This window comes from Caballeronia grimmiae, from assembly GCF_022879615.1.
GTDB classification, from domain to species: Bacteria; Pseudomonadota; Gammaproteobacteria; order Burkholderiales; family Burkholderiaceae; genus Caballeronia; species Caballeronia grimmiae.
In genome coordinates, this window is the sequence record NZ_CP084276.1 from 31411 (window position 1) to 49546 (window position 18136).

The 18136-nt window shown below is 60.8% G+C and carries 10 protein-coding genes, 10 pseudogenes and 1 other annotated feature; of the genes and pseudogenes, 12 read left to right on the forward strand and 8 right to left on the reverse strand.

The features are described from left to right. Positions 1-541: 541 nt before the first annotated feature. The 8 genes and pseudogenes from LDZ21_RS28595 to LDZ21_RS28635 form a co-directional block, all read left to right on the forward strand. A pseudogene (locus LDZ21_RS28595) lies at positions 542-1030 on the forward strand (IS21 family transposase); the annotation flags it as partial. A gap of 35 nt (positions 1031-1065) precedes the next feature. Continuing rightward, entirely contained in the window at positions 1066-1338 is a 273-nt protein-coding gene (locus tag LDZ21_RS28600) for a hypothetical protein (RefSeq protein WP_244797866.1), read from the forward strand. Positions 1339-1444: 106 nt separating this feature from the next. After that, positions 1445-1681: a hypothetical protein gene (locus tag LDZ21_RS28605; RefSeq protein WP_244797867.1), complete on the forward strand. Its 237-nt coding sequence runs from the start codon at positions 1445-1447 to the stop codon at positions 1679-1681. Positions 1682-2033: 352 nt separating this feature from the next. Further along, a complete protein-coding gene (locus LDZ21_RS28615) occupies positions 2034-2909 on the forward strand; it encodes a tyrosine-type recombinase/integrase (protein WP_035971050.1) in 876 nt (291 codons plus the stop codon). 20 nt (positions 2910-2929) lie between these two features. Continuing rightward, positions 2930-4096: an IS91 family transposase gene (locus tag LDZ21_RS28620; RefSeq protein ID WP_244797868.1), complete on the forward strand. Its 1167-nt coding sequence runs from the start codon at positions 2930-2932 to the stop codon at positions 4094-4096. A gap of 97 nt (positions 4097-4193) precedes the next feature. After that, positions 4194-5443, forward strand: a protein-coding gene (locus tag LDZ21_RS28625) for an IS3 family transposase (RefSeq protein ID WP_425306854.1) whose coding sequence is annotated in 2 segments (ribosomal slippage) — positions 4194-4506 and positions 4506-5443 — 1251 coding nt in all. Because the reading frame shifts where the segments join, the coding sequence is not laid out codon by codon here. After that, positions 4496-4612: a sequence feature (AL1L pseudoknot), on the forward strand. (Overlaps the previous gene by 117 nt.) Before the next feature lie 37 nt (positions 5444-5480). Next, positions 5481-6149: pseudogene (locus tag LDZ21_RS28630) on the forward strand (DNA polymerase Y family protein); the annotation flags it as partial. Between the two features lie 20 nt (positions 6150-6169). Next, positions 6170-8468: pseudogene (locus LDZ21_RS28635) on the forward strand (error-prone DNA polymerase); the annotation flags it as partial. 315 nt (positions 8469-8783) lie between these two features. On the opposite strand, the pseudogene LDZ21_RS31480 reads toward LDZ21_RS28635, so the two are convergent. Together LDZ21_RS31480 and LDZ21_RS28640 are read right to left on the reverse strand one after the other, a co-directional pair. Then, positions 8784-9002: pseudogene (locus LDZ21_RS31480) on the reverse strand (IS110 family RNA-guided transposase); the annotation flags it as partial. 71 nt (positions 9003-9073) lie between these two features. Beyond that, positions 9074-10068: pseudogene (locus LDZ21_RS28640) on the reverse strand (IS110 family RNA-guided transposase). A gap of 246 nt (positions 10069-10314) precedes the next feature. Between LDZ21_RS28640 and LDZ21_RS28645 the strand changes: the two are divergent. The 4 genes and pseudogenes from LDZ21_RS28645 to LDZ21_RS28660 all read left to right on the forward strand — a co-directional run. Next, positions 10315-10551: pseudogene (locus tag LDZ21_RS28645) on the forward strand (IS256 family transposase); the annotation flags it as partial. A gap of 56 nt (positions 10552-10607) precedes the next feature. Next, positions 10608-10712: pseudogene (locus tag LDZ21_RS28650) on the forward strand (IS66 family transposase); the annotation flags it as partial. Next, positions 10709-11038: pseudogene (locus LDZ21_RS28655) on the forward strand (IS66 family transposase); the annotation flags it as partial. The pseudogenes LDZ21_RS28650 and LDZ21_RS28655, both read left to right, overlap by 4 nt. A 124-nt stretch (positions 11039-11162) precedes the next feature. Continuing rightward, positions 11163-11408 carry a hypothetical protein gene (locus LDZ21_RS28660; protein ID WP_244797871.1) on the forward strand — a complete coding sequence of 82 codons (246 nt, stop codon included), beginning with the start codon at positions 11163-11165 and terminating at the stop codon, positions 11406-11408. A gap of 59 nt (positions 11409-11467) precedes the next feature. Here LDZ21_RS28660 and LDZ21_RS28665 read toward each other — a convergent pair. From LDZ21_RS28665 to LDZ21_RS28690, 6 genes and pseudogenes are all read right to left on the reverse strand, one after another. Then, a pseudogene (locus LDZ21_RS28665) lies at positions 11468-12151 on the reverse strand (ISNCY family transposase); the annotation flags it as partial. Between the two features lie 300 nt (positions 12152-12451). Beyond that, a pseudogene (locus LDZ21_RS28670) lies at positions 12452-13048 on the reverse strand (S16 family serine protease); the annotation flags it as partial. A gap of 514 nt (positions 13049-13562) precedes the next feature. Next, positions 13563-14009: a DUF805 domain-containing protein gene (locus LDZ21_RS28675; protein ID WP_244797872.1), complete on the reverse strand. Its 447-nt coding sequence runs from the start codon at positions 14007-14009 to the stop codon at positions 13563-13565. A 90-nt stretch (positions 14010-14099) separates the two neighbouring features. After that, entirely contained in the window at positions 14100-14729 is a 630-nt protein-coding gene (locus LDZ21_RS28680; RefSeq protein ID WP_244797873.1) for an HAD-IB family hydrolase, read from the reverse strand. Continuing rightward, positions 14729-16228, reverse strand: a complete 1500-nt coding sequence (locus LDZ21_RS28685; RefSeq protein ID WP_244797874.1) for a helix-hairpin-helix domain-containing protein — start codon at positions 16226-16228, stop codon at positions 14729-14731. Before LDZ21_RS28685 ends, LDZ21_RS28680 begins: the two co-directional genes overlap by 1 nt. Positions 16229-16320: 92 nt before the next feature. Further along, the gene (locus LDZ21_RS28690) at positions 16321-17799 is read right to left on the reverse strand and encodes a PP2C family serine/threonine-protein phosphatase (RefSeq protein WP_244797875.1); all 1479 of its coding nucleotides are present in this window, start codon (positions 17797-17799) and stop codon (positions 16321-16323) included. Positions 17800-18136 lie beyond the last annotated feature (337 nt).

The following is an 18136-nucleotide window of genomic DNA, read 5'->3' on the forward strand; positions in this document are numbered from 1 at the left end:
TCGAGCAATGACCGGTGGCGGGTCTCGGTTGCATATCGGGGTGGCCGGATCGGACATGCGCGCGGATACCCACGTCGCTTACCTTTTGTCCAGCCTAACACTTCGCCACGCGGCTGACCTGCGATCGACCTATTCTTTGCGGTTTGTTGCGTGAAAGACTCCCGGCCAACTGCGTCGCCGTGTTGTCGAACCGGTTATCCCGCGTCCCATCGACAAGCCGGACAACTCTACGAGTTGCCCCACCTTGCCAACAGGTCCCCTCGCGACAGGGGGCCTACGGACGGACTGACTCACTACGCTCCGCCTCATTGAGAGAGACAGCAAAGTCAGAACCGAGGGACTAGGCAAAGAAAAGCCCGCCTAGCGGGGCGGGCCCATAAGTGGGGATCAACGAACAGCGCCGACCAGGGCGCAATCCCAAGCTTAGTCAACGGACGGGAAATTGCCAAGGAAAAGGGCGTCAGGAGCACGGGCCAGCCCTCGCGACGTAAAACTGAGTCCCCCTCAAAACAGTCGGGCTTTTGCGCACAAAAGGCCGGCGATGCTTCGGAAGGAACCGTGGATGCAAGTCCATGTGCTCAAAGCTCAGGGCCGTATCCGAACGCGAGATCGCGCGTCGCCTGGGCGTTTTCGCGCAACACGGAGACGCGGTATTCGTCGGCAGAAGAGGTGCCGCGCTATAAGCAGCGAGCCCCCCGGCCAAGCTTTGGTGCGTCCGAAACGTATGTCGTTGAGCGCGTGCTAGCCGCCGCGCCCGAGACGATCGCAACGCCTGCGCTGCTTCGAGCGTTACGTGCTGGCTACGGCGGGCATTTGCGCAGTCTTCAGGCGCTGATGAAGCTTCACAAGATGGTGGGAAAGCCTCGCCCTCTCGTGCGGTTTGAAACCGATCCGGGGTGCCAGATGCAATGCGACTTCGTTGTGTCCGCCGATGAGGCGCGCATCGTCTCTACGCCGTCACGGCGACGCTCGGCTTCAGCCGCTGGCGTTGGGCGCGTTTCACACAGATGAGAGGGCCGAGACCCTGGTCGAGTTAAAGGCATGGGAACTGCTCACACGGCTTGCATGGCACGCGAACAAGCGTGGACCGAAGCTGAGCCCGGCACCGCGATGAACTTCCAGATCGATGCAGTGACCCAACCTGGGGCGACGGCCGCTGATTTCTTATCGGCAGCGTGTCGGTTCGGGATGACATTGGAGGAATGCCAGCGAGTCGGTGAGCGACGATTTTTGATTCGTTTGGAATCGGGTCTTCAATCAAACGTCTGCCGGCTTGCAACTTCCTTAATTTACATGGGGCTGGCCGAAACGGCCTACCTCGTCAGGACGGATTTATAGACGCTTCCCTTCCTCCCACCGGACGGCGGAGCCGCGTGACGTCCGGCCCGCCACCTATGGGGTGTCACGCCGTTTCATTCACGGATACGCCAGACAGGCGACCCTGATGAAAGATGCAATCGAGTTGGGGTTCAAAGGATTCTTGGTGACCGGATTGGCAGTGCCGGACGGAACCTCATTTGCCGCCATGGTGATTGTGCGCCTACCAAGCGGTGATCAAGTGGCCAGCGGCCTATTGGGCCGGTTTGACAGCCGGCACGAGGCTCAGCGGTCAGCTATTAAGCATGGAATTAATGAGATCGACCGCTTTTTAGCTGTTCGCCGCGCCCTCAACGTATCGTGACATCGGCTAGCCGGGTGAGTAGCTGTGGGCTGTAGTGAGGGACGGTCAGCTCCACCGAGGTTTCGCACTTGCAACGCATCACTCTTTTTTCCTCGAGATCCTGGAGTTGACGAATCGCGTGCGAGAGCAAGGCGATGGGGGCGACTTAATGCGACGATGCGAGGGGCGGCTCACCTTCCGATAGCCGACGTTGGGACGACGGAAGTGCGAGCGTCGCCTATGGGTCGTAGAACGAAACCGCTCGCGCGGTAGGGGGCTACGGCCCGACTAGGCGGGCCTTGAGAGGGCTTCGGCGCGATTCCGTATGTTGATGGTCGGGGCAATCCGCCTCGTTCCTCAACGGAGCCGCATCATGACCTCCACTCAACCGGGCGTCAGCCCGCTGCGTCAGCGCATGACGGACGACATGCGCATGCGCCAGCTTTCTCCCGCAACTCAAACAGGCTATCTGCGCATTGTGCGTGAATTTGCTCGATACCTTAAGCGCTCGCCCGATACGGCGACTGTCGAAGACCTGCGAAACTACCAGTTGTATTTGGTCGATCGCGGAACGTCGCCCGCTTCCCTCAATGCCGCGATCACTGGGTTGAAGTTTTTCTTCGAGATCACGCTTCAGAAGCCGGAATTGATGGCTCGAATGCAGCCAGTGCGTGTGCCGCGCATACTGCCGGTTATCCTTAGCCCCGACGAGGTCCGGCGACTGATCGCGGCAACCGGTAATTTAAAGCATCAGACGGCGTTGTCGCTGGCCTACGGCACCGGGTTGCGGGCCGGCGAAGTGGTCGCGCTCAAGGTGAGCGACATCGATAGCCAGCGCATGACGCTGCGCGTCGAACAGGGCAAGGGCCGTAAGGATCGCTATGCGATGCTCTCGCCGGTGCTGCTCGAGCGCTTGCGGGTCTGGTGGCGCGTGGCGCGCGCTCAAGGCAAGATGCCCGATGGCGGCTGGTTATTTCCGGGACTGGATCCTGTTGACCCGCTGACTCCACGGCAGCTGAATCGCGCGATTCGCGCTGCAGCCGAAGCCGCACAAATCGATAAACGCGTATCGATGCATACGCTGCGCCACAGTTTTGCCACGCACCTGCTCGAACAGCAGGTAGATATCCGTGTGATTCAGGTGCTGCTTGGCCATAAGAAGCTTGAAACGACAGCGCTTTACGCCCAGGTCGCCACCGATTTGCTGCAAAAAGTCGTCAGCCCGCTGGAGCGCCTGCGTACCGAGTAACACGCGCGCGGTCAGACCCGATGTTAGAGGTCGCGGATATCTTCCGCGCCTGCGGGGCCACGTGGCGACGCACGGTAGCACTGAGCCTCGGGCAGCTGAAGGTGATGTCGGCCATCGAACAGTGCCGCAGCGCGGCGCTGGGTGGACATGTGTTGCGGTGTTCGGGCTGTGCACGAACCGAGATCGCCTATAACTCATGTCGTAATCGCCATTGCCCGAAGTGTCAGGCTAGTGCCGCGCGCCGCTGGCTCGAAGCGCGCGAGGCTGATCTGCTGCCGGTCGAGTACTATCACGTCGTCTTTACGCTTCCCGCACCGATCAGTGCTATCGCCTGGTATAACAAGCGCGTCATCTACGGGTTGCTATTCGACATCGCGGCCGAGACGCTACGCACCATCGCGGCGGACCCCAAACACCTAGGCGCCGACATTGGCGCCACGCTCGTGCTGCACACATGGGGCTCAGCGCTCACGCATCATCCGCATGTGCACGGCATTGTCCCGGGCGGCGGCCTGTCAGCCAACGGGGAACGCTGGATAGCCTGTCGGCCGGGCTTCTTCTTGCCCGTGCGCGTGCTTTCGCGCCTGTTTCGCAGACGCTTCCTCGAAGCGCTCGCCGACGCCCATCACCGTGGACGCCTTCAGTTCTTTGGTGAGTACGCGCAGCTCGCTGACCGAGCGGCTTTCGCGCAGTGGCTCGCGCCGCTGCGCGCCTCGGAATGGTTCGTGTATGCCAAGCGTCCGTTCGCGGGCCCTGAAGCGGTGCTCGCGTACCTGTCACGCTATACACATCGCGTCGCCATCTCCAACCAGCGCTTGCTCGCCTTCGACGAGCGTGGCGTGAGCTTCCGTTGGAAGGACTACCGCGAGAACGGTCGCACCCGCCACAAGGTCATGACGCTCGAGCCCGGCGAATTCATGCGCCGCTTCCTGCTCCATGTGTTGCCTACCGGCTTCCATCGAATTCGCCACTATGGACTGCTCGCCAACCCGGTGCGCCGCGTGAACCTGGCAAAGATTCGCACGCTGCTCGGCCTTGCGCCCAAACTCAGCTCATCACCGCACGAAGCGGCCGTCGTTGATCAACCAACCTTCATCTGTCGACACTGCGGCGCGCCGATGCTCGTCATCGACATTCTGACGCGCACCGTACCAATTCGCGCTCCACCGGAGAGAACACGGCAATGACTGTCTCGCTCCTGTCTACCGCTCAATCGTCGGCTTTGCGTCAAAGCTGAAGCGCACCGGGTTTTCCGGAGACCTCAACTCCTGAGAGAATGAGGAAATGGAAAGCATCGACAAAGCAAAACGCAAGACTGCGCCGAAGTATCCGACCGAGGTTCGCGAGCGCGCGGTTCGCATGGTGTTCGAGCACCGTTCGGAATACGCTACGCAGTGGGAAGCGATCCAGTCGATCGCCGCGAAGATGGGCTGTTCGCGCGAGACTCTTAGAAATTGGGTCCGTCAGGCTGAGAGTGATCGTGGTGTGCGAGCAGGCCCCTCGAAGCAAGAGCAAGATCGAATTCGCGAGCTTGAACGAGAGGTCCGGGAACTGCGCCAGGCGAACGAGATCCTGCGCAAGGCCTCGGCGTATTTCGCACAGGCGGAGCTCGACCGCCGACCGAAGTGATGATCGCTTTCATCGACGATCACCGATCGGTCTACGGGGTCGAGCCGATCTGCAGAGTATTGCCGATCGCCCCGTCGACTTACTACCTGTACGCCTCCCGCCGCGCCGATCCTCGTCGGCTACCAGCGCGGCAGCAGCGTGATGCTTTGTTGTGTCAGCATATCCGTCGCGTTTGGGAAGAGAACTTTCGAGTGTACGGTGCGCGTAAGATCTGGCGACAGTTGCTGCGCGAAGGTTTCAGAATTGCGCGTTGCACCGTTGAACGGTTGATGAGGCGGCTAGGTCTGCAGGGTGTACGGCGGGGTAAGTCGATGCGAACCACCGTCAGCGATAAAAACGCACCTTGTCCGCTTGATCATGTTCAGCGTCAGTTCAAGGCGTCAAAGCCCAACGCACTGTGGGTGTCCGACTTTACCCTTGTCGCGACCTGGCAAGGCTTCGCGTATGTTGCCTTCATCGTTGACGTGTTCGCGCGACGCATCGTGGGTTGGAGAGTGTCAAGTTCAGCGCGCACCGATTTCGTACTGGATGCGCTGGAGCAGGCCCTACATGAGCGCCGACCAGCCGAAGGTAACCGTTTGGTACATCATTCGGACCGCGGGTCGCAATACGTTTCTATTCGGTACACGGACCGGCTAGCTGAAGCAGGGATTGAACCGTCAGTTGGAAGCGTAGGCGATTCATACGATAACGCACTCGCCGAAACGATTAACGGCCTCTACAAGGCAGAAGTCATTCATCGCCGCGGCCCGTGGCGCAATGTGCAAGCCGTCGAACTGGCGACACTTAGTTGGGTGGACTGGTTCAATCACCGACGTCTGCTTGAACCTATCGGCAACATCCCACCGGCCGAGGCGGAAGCTCGTTACTATGAGCAACTCGCTGGAATGCCGATGGCTGCTTAACTCCAGCAAAACGGTCTCCGAGGTTCCCGGTGCGCTTCATGCCACGATCACGCTAGAGCACGAGCGCGGACGCCAGGCCATCGAGCCGACCCTGATCGAGATCGCGCTTGCTGAGCCGACTTGGCACGAAGAGCACCTGGTGCGTCTCTTGAAGGAGCGGCTCGGGCGCACCGAGCTCGAGGCCGCGGTGATCGCCGTGCGGCTGACGGCCTCGGACGTGCGCGCGGCTGAACCGCCCAGCGATTCGCTGTTCCCCGAGCCCGGTGGATCCGCGCAAGACTATAACCGGCTGCTGGAGTTACTGGCTGCCCGCCTCGGCCCCGAAAATGTCCTGCGGCCCGCGCCCGCGCCCGATCGTCGCCCGGAACATGCCAACCAGTGGGTGCCCGTGCAAGGCAGTCCAAGGACGCACGCCGCGACCCTCGCGCCCTCTACGCCCGCGCCTGATGATCTGCCGCGACCAACCTGGCTGCTGCATGTGCCGTTGCGGTTGATGGTCAAGAATCATCGTCCGTTCTACGGCTCGCCGCTCAAGCTCGTGTCGACCGGCGAACGCATCGAAGCCGGATGGCATGACGGCGCACTGGTGACGCGCGACTATTTCGTCGCCGAAGCGGACGACAAGAGCTGCTACTGGATCTACCGCGAGCGGCCGAGCGTCAAGACCGAAGAGACGCGCTGGTTCCTTCACGGCCTGTTTGGATAAGCGGATAAGCAGGTGGCACTGTGGAGTCTCCCTCATCGGCCCTGCCGGACTATGCGGAGCTTTTCGCGTTCAGCAACTTTTCGTTCCTGCACGGTGCATCGCACGGTGAAGAGCTGGTGCTGCGCGCGTCGCAACTCGGCTACGCGGGACTGGCCATCACCGACGAGTGCTCGGTCGCGGGTATCGTGCGCGCGCATGTTCAGGCCAAGGGAGAAAAGCTGCCGCTCGTCATCGGCTCGTATTTTCGTCTGGTCCATGCGGGTCACGGTGCGGATAGCGGTCCCAAAAACCGCCCCGCTCTTGGTCCCACTTCGGGCCCCGCGTTTGGCCTGATCTTGCTGGCGCAGAACCGCGAAGGTTACGGCAACCTTTCGAACTCATCACGCTGGCGCGCATGCGGGCGGCCAAGGGTAGCTACCTGCTGACCCCCGACGATCTTGCCCGGCCGGAAACGAACTACGGGCATTTGAAGGGCGTTCCAGACTGCCTTGCGATTCTGGTGCCGGATTTTCCGGCGAATGAAGAGACGCTGACTGCGCAAGTCGACTGGTTGCGCCACACCTTCCCGGCGCGTGCGTGGATCGGGCTCACGTTGCATCAGCGGGCGATGGACGACATTCATCGCGGCATCGTAGAACAGGTGGCGTTGCGAGCTGGAATTCCGGTCGTGGCCACCGGCAACGTCGTGATGCACGTGCGCTCGCGCAAGCCCCTGCAGGACACCATGACGGCGATTCGTGTCGGCAAGCCCGTCGCCGAATGCGGGTACGAGCTCGCGCCCAATGCCGAGCAGCATCTGCGTTCTCGCTTACGGCTCGCCAACCTTTATCCGCCGCATGCGCTTGCCGAAACGTTGAGAATTCTCGCGCGCTGCAGCTTCTCGCTGGACGAACTTCGCTACGAGTATCCCGACGAACTGGTCCCCGAAGGCTACACTCATGAAGCCTATCTCCGGCAAGAGACTTATATCGGCGCGCACCGGCGCTTTCCTGCCGGCGTTCCACACAATGTGCAGCAACAAATCGAGCATGAACTGCAGCTCATTCGCGAGCTGCGCTACGAAGCCTACTTCCTCACCGTCTACGACATCGTGCGCTTCGCGCGCAGCCAACATATCCTTTGTCAGGGCCGAGGGTCGGCCGCCAACAGCGCCGTGTGCTATTGCCTGGGGGTCACTGAAGTCGATCCATCTCGCGGCAACATGCTGTTCGAGCGCTTTATCAGCAAGGAGCGCGGCGAGCCACCCGACATCGATGTCGACTTCGAACACCAACGGCGCGAAGAGGTCATCCAGTACATCTATCGCAAGTACGGGCGCGATCGCGCGGCCATCGCCGCAGCAGTGTCGACCTACCGTCCGCGGGGCGCGCTGCGGGAAACCGGCAAGGCGCTCGGCATCGATCCGCAAATTGTCGACAAGGTCGCGAAGAGCCATCAATGGTTCGATCACTCGCAGGATTTGCTGCGTCGGTTCGAAGAGTCGGGCCTCGATCCTGCGAATCCGCTGATTGCCATGTGGGCGAATCTGGCGGCGCAGATCCTCAACTTTCCTCGCCATCTGTCGCAGCACTCGGGCGGCTTTGTGATCAGTCGCGGCAAGCTTACGCGGCTGGTCCCCGTTGAGAATGCGGCGATGCCGGAGCGCAGCGCGATCCAGTGGGACAAGGACGACCTCGAAGCGCTCGGCTTGCTGAAAATCGACGTGCTCGCACTCGGCATGCTGTCGGCGATTCGACGCACGCTCGATATCATCTCGGAGCAACGCGGCGAGCGCTTCGAAATGCAGGACATTCCGGCGGAAGATGCGGCCACCTACGAGATGATCTCCCGCGCCGACACGGTCGGCGTCTTCCAGATCGAGTCGCGCGCACAGATGAGCATGCTGCCGCGCATGAGCCCAGAGAGTTTTACGATCTCGTGATCGAAGTCGCTATCGTGCGGCCTGGGCCAATCCAAGGTGGCGCCGTCCATCCCTACTTGCGACGGCGCCAGAAGCTGGAACCGGTCACCTATCCCAGCAAGGAATTGGAAATCGCGTTGGGCCGCACGCTCGGCGTGCCGATCTTCCAGGAGCAGGTCATGCAGGTGGCGATCCTGGCTGCAGGCTTTACGCCGGGCGAAGCAGATCAGTTGCGCCGCGCGATGGCGGCCTGGAAGCGTAAGGGCGGCCTGCAGCAGTACTACGATCGCATCGTGAACGGCATGCAGGAGCGCGGCTACGACAAGGCGTTCGCGGAAGCCATCTTTGAGCAGATCAAGGGATTCGGCGAATATGGCTTTCCGGAGAGTCACGCGGCGAGCTTTGCACTCCTCGTCTACCCCTGTTTGCTCAGCTCGGCAGCGAAGCCGTCTCTGAATGAGACAAGCGGTCCGGTAATACGGACCCTGGATGGATGTGACATGATGTGCCTCCTTCTCGCAGACGCGGAGAAGGAAGCATCGCTCAACTGAGCGGGATTATGCCGATACCCGAAGTGCGTTCGCCGCCAGCAGCCTGGTATCGCAGCCGGACTTCGGCATAATCCGGACATCGGCGTAATGGAACTTATTCCGACACCGGAATAAGTTCCACAAGATGGGTAATGATCCGCCTTTGCGCGACCCTGTTGTGACTTCGGCAGCGCATTCAGGACACTTTACGTTATATGCGGCGGCTGAACCCTTGCGACCTCCGCGCTGTGAAGACAGTCCGGCCTGAAGTTCGAGCGAGCGCAGCTTGTGAGCCGTGAGCGCAGGACGGTCCCATGCAAACGCCTCATCACGCGTGAGCACGTACCAGACCGTGATCGCAATCTTGCGTGCGGTAGCGACAGCGGCAATCTGCTGTCCACGTCGATCCTTTATGCGTAGGAAGACGGATGAAATTGACAAGCCCAGTAGCCAATATTTTTTTCGTTTCGCCGGGCCTGCGTGGGTGGCCGCCGTCATTGAGAGCGGAAGTTTTTGGGGCCGGCCTGTTTCCAGCGCGAAAACAACCGCTGATAGGTTCGCTCTGCCTGCTCGGCCACTGCGCGTTCCTGATCCCGAACGCTCAGAAGGCGCGCAACGGGCCGGCCGATTGTGCTGCAGCCCACGCCGCTTCGACTAGCATGGCGCGCGCATAAGAACGGCCGCGCTTGCTGATATGTCCGTGCCTAGCCGGCTGAGATCCGGACTGGTAGACGCAGGGATTGAGCCCGAAGTAGCTGACAAGCTTACCCGGCGTACGGAATCGCCCGATATCCCCAATGGCAGACAGCAGGCCGATGGCCACCGTGGTGTTTATGCCGGCGATCGTGAGCATCCTGCGTAGTCGCCCATCTTCCATGACCGACTGTGCCAACACGCGCTCGATTTCGCGGAGGTCCTTACCAAGGCGGTCGAGTTCGCGTAGCCGTTGCTCGACGCCCATCCGCTCGTCAGTGGGCAGGGGCTGGCTACTCAGCCACACACGGCCTTTCTTGCCGAACAAGTCCGTTGCGGGGCACCTTTCGATCAAGTGCGCGGCGAGTACCGCATGGATTTCATTCTTCAGGCGCGTTCGCTGGCGCACGATCTGCGCGCGGCGCGAGACCTGTCGACGCATCGCCTGCGTGGCTTCGTCTGGAATCCACACTTCCGGCAGGAAGCCGCTGGCATACAATTGGGCCAATATGGCCGCATCGATCTTGTCTGTCTTGACGCGCGCTTCGGCGATCAGCCGTACTTGCAGGGGATTGGCGACGATCACCCGCCCGACATGCGCTTGCAGTACGCCGACAATAGCGGCAGTGTTACCGGTGGCCTCCAGCACCACATGGTCATCCGGCCTGAGTTGGGCTGCAAATCGCTCAAGCTCGTCGCGTCTTAATCCAACGCGACCGCCGGATTTCAGTATTCCATTCTCGAGATACGCGACCTCGGTCACCGATCTCGATACATCCAGACCAATAATTCGCATAACCGTCTCCCACGAAAAGTTACCTTGGGAGCCGGTGGGACAGCACGACAACTACGGATTCGCGCTCGCAGCGCAACCGGGCGGGTCGCAGGGGCGGCCAACTACTAACACGAGCTCACAGCTCATCGTACGATCAACGGCCTGCCCACCCGAAGTGCTCCCCGGTGCCCCTGTCCCGGATGGTCATACCATACGCCAAAAATCGCGGCAGGGATGGATGAGGCACCAGGCCCTATCATGCCGGCTACGAATGCGATTGAGTCGACGTTCGCTACGGTGCGGCACCGTACGACGCGCACGCGCAACTGCGTGTCGCGACCAACCTTCCTTGGTCTGGCATTCAAACTAATCGAGGAAGCGGAGAAAACCTGGCGCCGCGTCAACGGCCCCGAAAAGATCGAGCTGTTGCTGGAGGGCATTGCCTTCAGGGACGGCGAACCGGTGCAAGGCGACCAACCGGTTCAGCAGAAACTCGCCGCCTGAAGTCGCCGGCAATCAAATGCCTGTACACCAGACTTGACCTTATCTCGGCGCTGCGCGCAACGCTGCTGTCGCAGCAGTTGATCCACGGCGACGAGACAACGGTGCAGGTGCTTAAAGAGCCGGGCAAAGCCGCTCAGAGCACTTCGTACATGTGGGTGTACCGTATACGCGCAACCAGTGGACGTATCTCAGCCGCTATGTGAGCGACGGACGCGCTCCGATTGACAATAACGTGATCGAGCGCGACATTCGGCCATTCTGTACGGGCAGGTCTTCCTGGCTATTTAGCGACACCGTTGCCGGCGCGAGGGCGAGTGCAATGATCTATAGCCTCGTCCTGACGTGTCGGGCCTGCAACGTCGAGCCCTACGCATACCTTCTGCATGTGCTCACCCAACTGCCGCAGCGCGCGCCGCATGACGATGTCACTGACCTCCTGCCGTTCAACTTCGCGCAACGGCCCGCTGTGGATGTCAACCCTGCCTGATCAGACGCGGTGCGCTGCGGCCTGCTGAAACGATGCGGACCGCCGCTATCCTCTGGATTCCTGGGTGTATCCTCGGATAGTCACCGCAGCGATGGCCCGCTGCAACTCCCGAAAGGAGGTCGCCATGACGCTGAGAAAGGAAGAATCCGCGCTAGTGCTTGCGGATCGTCATATCGCGGAAGCGCTGCAGCGAATCGCCCTGCAAGAAAAGCGCGTTAGCGACCAGAAGGAGTGCGGAAGAGATTCGTCGCAATCAGAACAGCTCCTGTGCATCCTGCGGGACATCCTCTGCTCCTTTACGAAGCACCGGCGCCAGATTGAGGAAGAGCTCGAAAGAGAGCGGCGCTTGCTGGATACTCTCGGCCACTGAACAACGTCTCGACGGCGCATCGATAGAATCCGGATTCAGTGTGCTTAATCGAGCGCTTACCCTTTACCCGCCGTTTCGTCGCGCTTGTGGACGTAGAAAACGCTCGCGCGGTCGCTATAGAAGGCCACCGGCTTGCCGTGCCGTTCGAGATACGCGCGCGTGGCCTCGAAGTAACTAAAAGTTGATTCGGTCGGCGCGAAGTGCAAGTGCATCAGCCGGCTCGTCGCGTCGTCGACAAACACCAGCAGCGCGCACGCGGGCCCGCGGTCTTCAAACCAGTAATGATCGCAACCATCAATTTATACGAGCTCACCGAAACAGGCTCGTCGGGCACGCGGCTGGTAGACCTTCGGCGGGCGTTGCTTGCGCGGCACCCAAAGGCCGGCATCCGTCATCAGGTGCCGCAAGGTTTCCTTCGACAGCACGAGGCCATTGCATTCACGCAGCTTCTCGCACGCCAGCGTCGGACCAAAATCGGCGTAGCGCTCGTAGATCAGTTCCAACGCCCGGTCAAGCACGGATTGCGGCAACTGATGATTGCTGCGCACGCCGCGCCGCTGCGAAACAAGACCAGCGGCGCCTTCGGCGCGGTAGCGGATCACGAGCCGCTCGACCTGGCGCCGGCTTAGGCACAGCCGTTCAGCGGCGCGCCAGGTCATTAGACGCGACTCGGCGACCGCCTCGATGACCTTCAGCCGGTGAAGCTCCCGCATGCTCATTGTGATCGTCCCAGTGCGCGTCATGGCGGTCTCCACAGGCGGGAAAACCGCACCAGCATGCGCTACAGATCCCTTGGTACGACATCTGTACTTTGCTCAAGTACGACAATACTACTTTGCTTCTACACCGCAACCTGCGACAAGACGGCGTTATGTCAAGCCACAAGACGCGGTCCACCGGAGAGTCAGTAGCTGCAGCGAACAGGCTCAGGCCCGAGACTCGTACGCGGATCCAAAGTGACCTTCCTAGTTGATCATCGCTTTCTGAGATTCGTTCGGATGACATATTAGCTTTTCGTCGAAAAGGCTCCCGGCAGCCACAAATTACTTAACGCCCAATGCTTTGAAAATCGCATCCACCGGATCCGAATAGAAGCTCGTCTGAAACTTAGCAAAGAGCCCACCCGGCACCGAAGGAACGTCCGTAACACTCGACCTTGGGAGAAGAATTCTTTTAGCACCTGCATCAAAGGCAACCTCCAGACTTTCGGCGAAATTACGCGCTTGCTTGATCGTTCCGCCGAGCGACATATCGCCCATTACTGCCATTTGACTCTGGAAAGGTTTGCTAAGCCCTGCTGAACACAGCGCAATGAAGGTTGCGAGGGTGAGCGCTTTCGGGGTGTCAGCGCTCTGCAGTTCGACAATGCCTAGATGAAAGTCGCGCTCGGTCGGGTGAACTGACGCGCTCACGCGCCCGGCATTGGCTTTGAAGAAATCGAAGGCCACGCGAACAGGCTCCTTCGAAAGAGGGCCGGACACAGATAGCTTGCCGCTTCCAGCCATGGACTGGATTTCCATTCGGTAGACACGCGGCATGCCGCCAGCACCCATGGCAATCGTGTGCAGTACCCCGGGGCTCAAGCGTCCCTCAGGGATCATCCCGCCGCCGCGTTGCTCCGGCACGGACACGAAGTTTTGGAGCCGAGAATACCCGTGCAGTCGTGGAGTCGTTCACCGACCTCCAGAAGTCACCTGGAAGGTGGCGAACGTCCAGAACGCGCTTTACGGCACGGATGCCTCCCAAGCGGTGCGCCTCTATGTTCCCGAGAGTAAGGGTCCCTTCCCTATTGTCCTCTATCTCCACGGCGCATCGCCTTCGCGCGATCAACACATCGGCCGAACATCTCCTCGCCGGATAGTGACTCGCCACTCACAAGCAGACGATGACTGCGTGGCAAAGGCTCGCAGAGGGATGTTAGTAGAACGCTCAGCGTCGACCGTTGGAGTTATCTATGTCGGGCTAGCTTAAGCGTGGACAACAGCGTCGGCTCACGAGCGGGCGTCAACGCCAAGCGGTCGCAGGCAGCCGGCAGCAGCCGATCCGGACCGCCATTCGCTCAGTCGAAGAGCGAACGGCGGTTATCGGGGGTTTCTGCTATCTCCGTCCTTCTCAGAACGCAGATTCTCTTCCAAGCTATTCCGAAGCAGGGCGTCACTTCGGATCGTCGCCGTAGTTGTTGCTGCCTTTTTGGCCGTCTTGCGCGAGGAAAATGAGATTCACGAGGGGCAAAAGCAGCCACCAGCCGGAACGGCCGGTATCGTGAAGGCGGCGGATACCGACCGCGATACTCGGTAGCAGCAGAGCAAGGCTGTAGAGCGTGCTCGGTCCGTCGCCCAGTCGCAAAAGCCCTTCGACAAAGCCCACCACGAACGCGAACAGGATGTAGAACAATGTGAAGAACCAATACTCCTTGCGTCGCGCGCGACCGGCGAACACGGCGTACTTCTTGAGCGCGATAACGAACCAGCCGAAGCCGCTCGTCTGAGTCACCGTGTTCTTTGTCACCTGAGTCGACAGTCGAGGCGCGCCACAGCCCGGGCAGCTAGGTGCGCTCGTGTGAAGCTGCTTGCCGCAGCCGAAACAACTCATCATGCTCATGACCAACCTCGTGTGAAATTCAACGCTTGTATTAACCGTTTGCTGCATAGCGACAGATACAATCGATATCCGCACTCATCGCCAAGGGCTTTAGGTAACCCTTCGGATATTTCCGCATGCATCCCTGAAGGGTCGGTAGAAACGATGAACCGCCGCGCGCAGCATCTCGGCGTCTCCGTCGCTATCGCCGTAGGCGTGTGTCACGAAGTCCGCAAGCGGCTTGCCGAGAAGCGCCTCGATGCGATGCACCTTTTCGGCAGCACGGCAGTTCGCCCCCTGCATGCGGCCCGTGGTTTGCGCGCCGGCGCGTTCGATACGCGTGCAAAGCAGATCGTCGAAACCGAGATCGCGAGCAATGTGCTCCAGATATAGATCGAGCGATGCACTCACCATGATCAGCCGATGCCCGCGCTCGCGATGCCAGCGAATGCGTTCGAGCGCGGCAGGCCGGTACCACTTCGGCACCGTCTTCGCATACGCGCGTCCGACGGCTTCAAGACGCGCACAGTCCGCCCCGGTGAACAACCGTGCAAGCAGGCGTGCCTTGAAGCGGTCGCGGGTGGACAACCCGGCGTAGACCATCAGCGCATGTGCGCCCAACGACGCGAAAGCGGCGCTCACGCGCGTCGTCCCGAACGCTTCAAGCAGGTAAGGTGCGAAGGTGTCTTTCGTCGTGATGGTGCCGTCAAAATCGAAAAGTGCGAGGGTCTGCGTCGTCATCAGGCCTCGACCATCTGAACGATGGCAAGGCGTCCGCCGTCGCCTGGGGCCAGGAGAATCTGCTGGTCGTGCTTGAGTTCGAGCTTTCCACCGATCGGAATGTCTGTCTTGTTCGCGACATCGCGAAGATCGGCCAGACGCTCGTTCACGAGCCACCATTTATTCTCGTGAAACACGAAGTAACCCACGCGCGATTTCTGATCGCCGCTCAGGCGCTCGTTCGGCACGATCAGGTTGTTCGCGTGCCACCAGAACAGCGACTGCCCGGTCCAGACCATCAGGCGATGGTTGTCACTACGGAAGCTGCCTTCCTTGCGCGACGAGTACAGGTTCAGCACCGGCAGCTTGCCTTTAAAGGCCGTATTGCAGAACGGACATTTGGGCTTCGTCGAATTGTCGAACACGTACCACTTTTGTTCGCACGCGGCGTTCTGGCACGGCTGAACCAGATCGACGGTTTTGACGAGCGCGGTTTCCCAATCGCTGGCTGACGGCCGCTTCGACGGATCATGAAGACCATCGACGAATGCGTCCTTGAAGCATTTGGCGAGATACGGTCCGGTGATCATGTAGGGCAGCTTGTCGGTGTCGGCCCACGGCAATTCGGAAGGCTTCGCGTTCTTCGTGCGGATGCGATTGCTCGCGTCGGTCGGGTGCTCGACGAACAGCGCGCGTTCGCCCATCATGAGCGCTTCGTCGCGCTGCTCGTCCTGCATATCGTGCACCTTGCCGCCCCGCAACGGATGCCGGTACAGCAGATACATGTAGATCAACACTGCGAGCGCGTGCAAATCGGTCTCGCGCCGCGGCAGTGAACGCTGCGGATCGTTCTTCGGCAGATGCGTGGTCTTCACGACTTCTGGCGCGATGAAGTCCGGCGTTCCCACGACATCAGGTGGATATTTTCCGGGCACGACGAGGCCGTCGAGATCGATCACGCATGCACCGCCGCGCGCTGGATTTACCAGCACGTTCTTATAGGAAAGATCGGAATGCGCGAGCCCGGCGAAATGGAGCCGGCGCGTCGCGCGAGCCAGCAGGACGCACATTTTAAGATGTGTGAGCCAGTCGCCGAGTTCGCGCGGATCGACGAAGCGATTGCGCAGACTCGACGCCGCGAACCACTTCCCTTCTTTCTCCTTGCCCTTGATGCCGAGGCTGTCGTTGTTCTTTGAACCGTGCTCGAAAAAGAATTCCTTGGCATAGACGGGCACTACGACGCCGAGCCGTCCTTCGTGTTCGAGCATGCCGCTCGGCCAGCAGAGCAGGTTCTTCCAGTAGTCGCCGCCGACGTTGTTGAAGATGCTCTCCCGGTATTTGCCGGTGATCATCTGCAAGCGGTCTTTGGCCTGCGCGTCTTGCTTGTCACGATAGAAGCCCACGACGTACGACTTGTCCGGCGCGAAGTACACGTCCTTCATCCCGCCTTGCGCGATGATTTCGTCGACGAACTCAACATCCTTTCCGTCGATCGTCTTGCATTTGACGACTTTGCTCATGCCAATCCCCACAATGTTCTCTCAGCGTGCCAGCGTGTGCGCGCAAAGGGCCCGCACCGCCGGACTCGCGTAAATCGCGGCCGCTTTCGCGATCACCACAGTAGAGTGATCGTGCGGTCGTCGTGATGTCCCTGCCTGAAAAAGTGCAGCCAATCGACCAGTGCGACCGCCGGATCGGCTGACTTGAGCGACGGCTCGATGTCCCGCCACAGCGCACCCCATTTGGTCGGATCGCTGAGACCGTTGTCCGTCTCGAAGTAAGGGTCCGAAACGCCATCGGTCATCAGGACGACGGCGGACAGATCACCGTATCGTCCGATGCTCACGCGCTTGGCGAAGCCCTCTGCCAGCGTGGCGCGATCCAGGAAGCGCGTCTGGCCGGCGAACTCGCCGCCATCGGGCGTACCCATCAGTTTGACGGTGCCGGTCGACGAATAGGCCGCGATCGCGCCATCACCCATCCAGAACGTCGCCAGGAAGGTGTTCCCGCCGTCCCGTTTGATGGCGGCGGCAAGCAGCGTGGTCGCATAGCTGCGGACCGGCGCACCGCGCTCGCCCGCGGCCTTCTCGATGCCCTGAACGGCCAGCGTCGCCATGTGGTGGAAGCAGTAATGAAACTCCGTGCCGAAGGCGGTGGCCGAATTGGCGTCCCACGTCGCAATAAGGCCATTCACCTTCGCGCCGAAGTCGCCTTCGAGGTCGTCGACCAGCGCGCGGCCCGCCGTCTGGACCGCAATGCGCGAGCCTTCGCGCGAAAACTCTGCGCTGCCCGCGCCGTCCGCGACGATGAGCACGTTCCAGCCGTGGTTCAGAGTCGCCGCCATGAAGAAATCGTCGTCGCGAAACGTGCCGCCGTGCTCGTGCGATCGGCCGCGCCGGCTTGCCGCGACCATCCTGAAGCCATCGCCTTCGATGAGTTGCTGCGCCAGATGCGGCTTCTGATAAGGCAACGCTGGGTCCGGCTCGACGACCTTCCACAGCGCGCGCGGATCGGGATTCGACGTGAGACGGCATTCGCCGGTTTGACGCGACGCGTGCCCCGGATAGCGCCACTGCAGCGGCAGAACAAAATCGCCCGCCAGGGCCGGCACACCGGTGACGCGTTGGGTCGCCATCTCGAAACTGAGGCCGAGACCTTGAGGGACCGCAATGTCAAGCACTTCCAGTTCGCGTCCCGCGCTGTCCTTGCCTTCAATCTTCGCGGTGTAATCCGTGCCGACCTTGCAGTTCGCGAGCAGGAAGCGCGTTTGCAGAGTCGTAGCCGGGATAACAGATGCGGATGGCGCGACGCGATCGGGCGGCGTTGCAGGCTTGTTCATTGACACCTGCACTGGCGATGGAGTAGGCGAAACCGGCGTCGTCGGCACGGCGACAGGCGCAGCGGGCGCGGGTGCTGTAGCTGCGGCGACTTGCTCCAGCGTCGGTGTCGACGCTTCGGGCGCGGCGGGGCATTCGGGCTTCGCTTCGGCCTGCTGCGCGGGTTGCGCTGCTTCAGATTGCACGACGTCGCACGGTGCGGTGTCTGCCGGGTCGGTCGTCGCCGCGCCGAAATCCTTCGGCGAAGGTTGCATCGGGTCGGGCTTGGTTATCGGCGGCAGAGCGAAAGGCGTTGCGGTCGGCTCCGCTTTCGGCTCGATTGAAAGGGGGCTGGCCTGAGCCTTTTCGGCGACATCGCCGGCTTGCAGGGCAGGAATCTCGCTTGCGTGCGGGAAATGAAGTTTGGCTTTTCTATAAAGCTCCATCGCGAAGCTCAGCACAAGGTCACAGGCTTCGTCGGATTTGGCAAAGCTTTGGATATGAACCTTCGCGAAGGTTGGCATGCGCAACGAGCTGAAAGTGCCGTTGCCACTCAGAATGTCATCGACCAGCAACTCCACTGCCGGGGCGGTGCGTGCTCTCAGTTCCGCA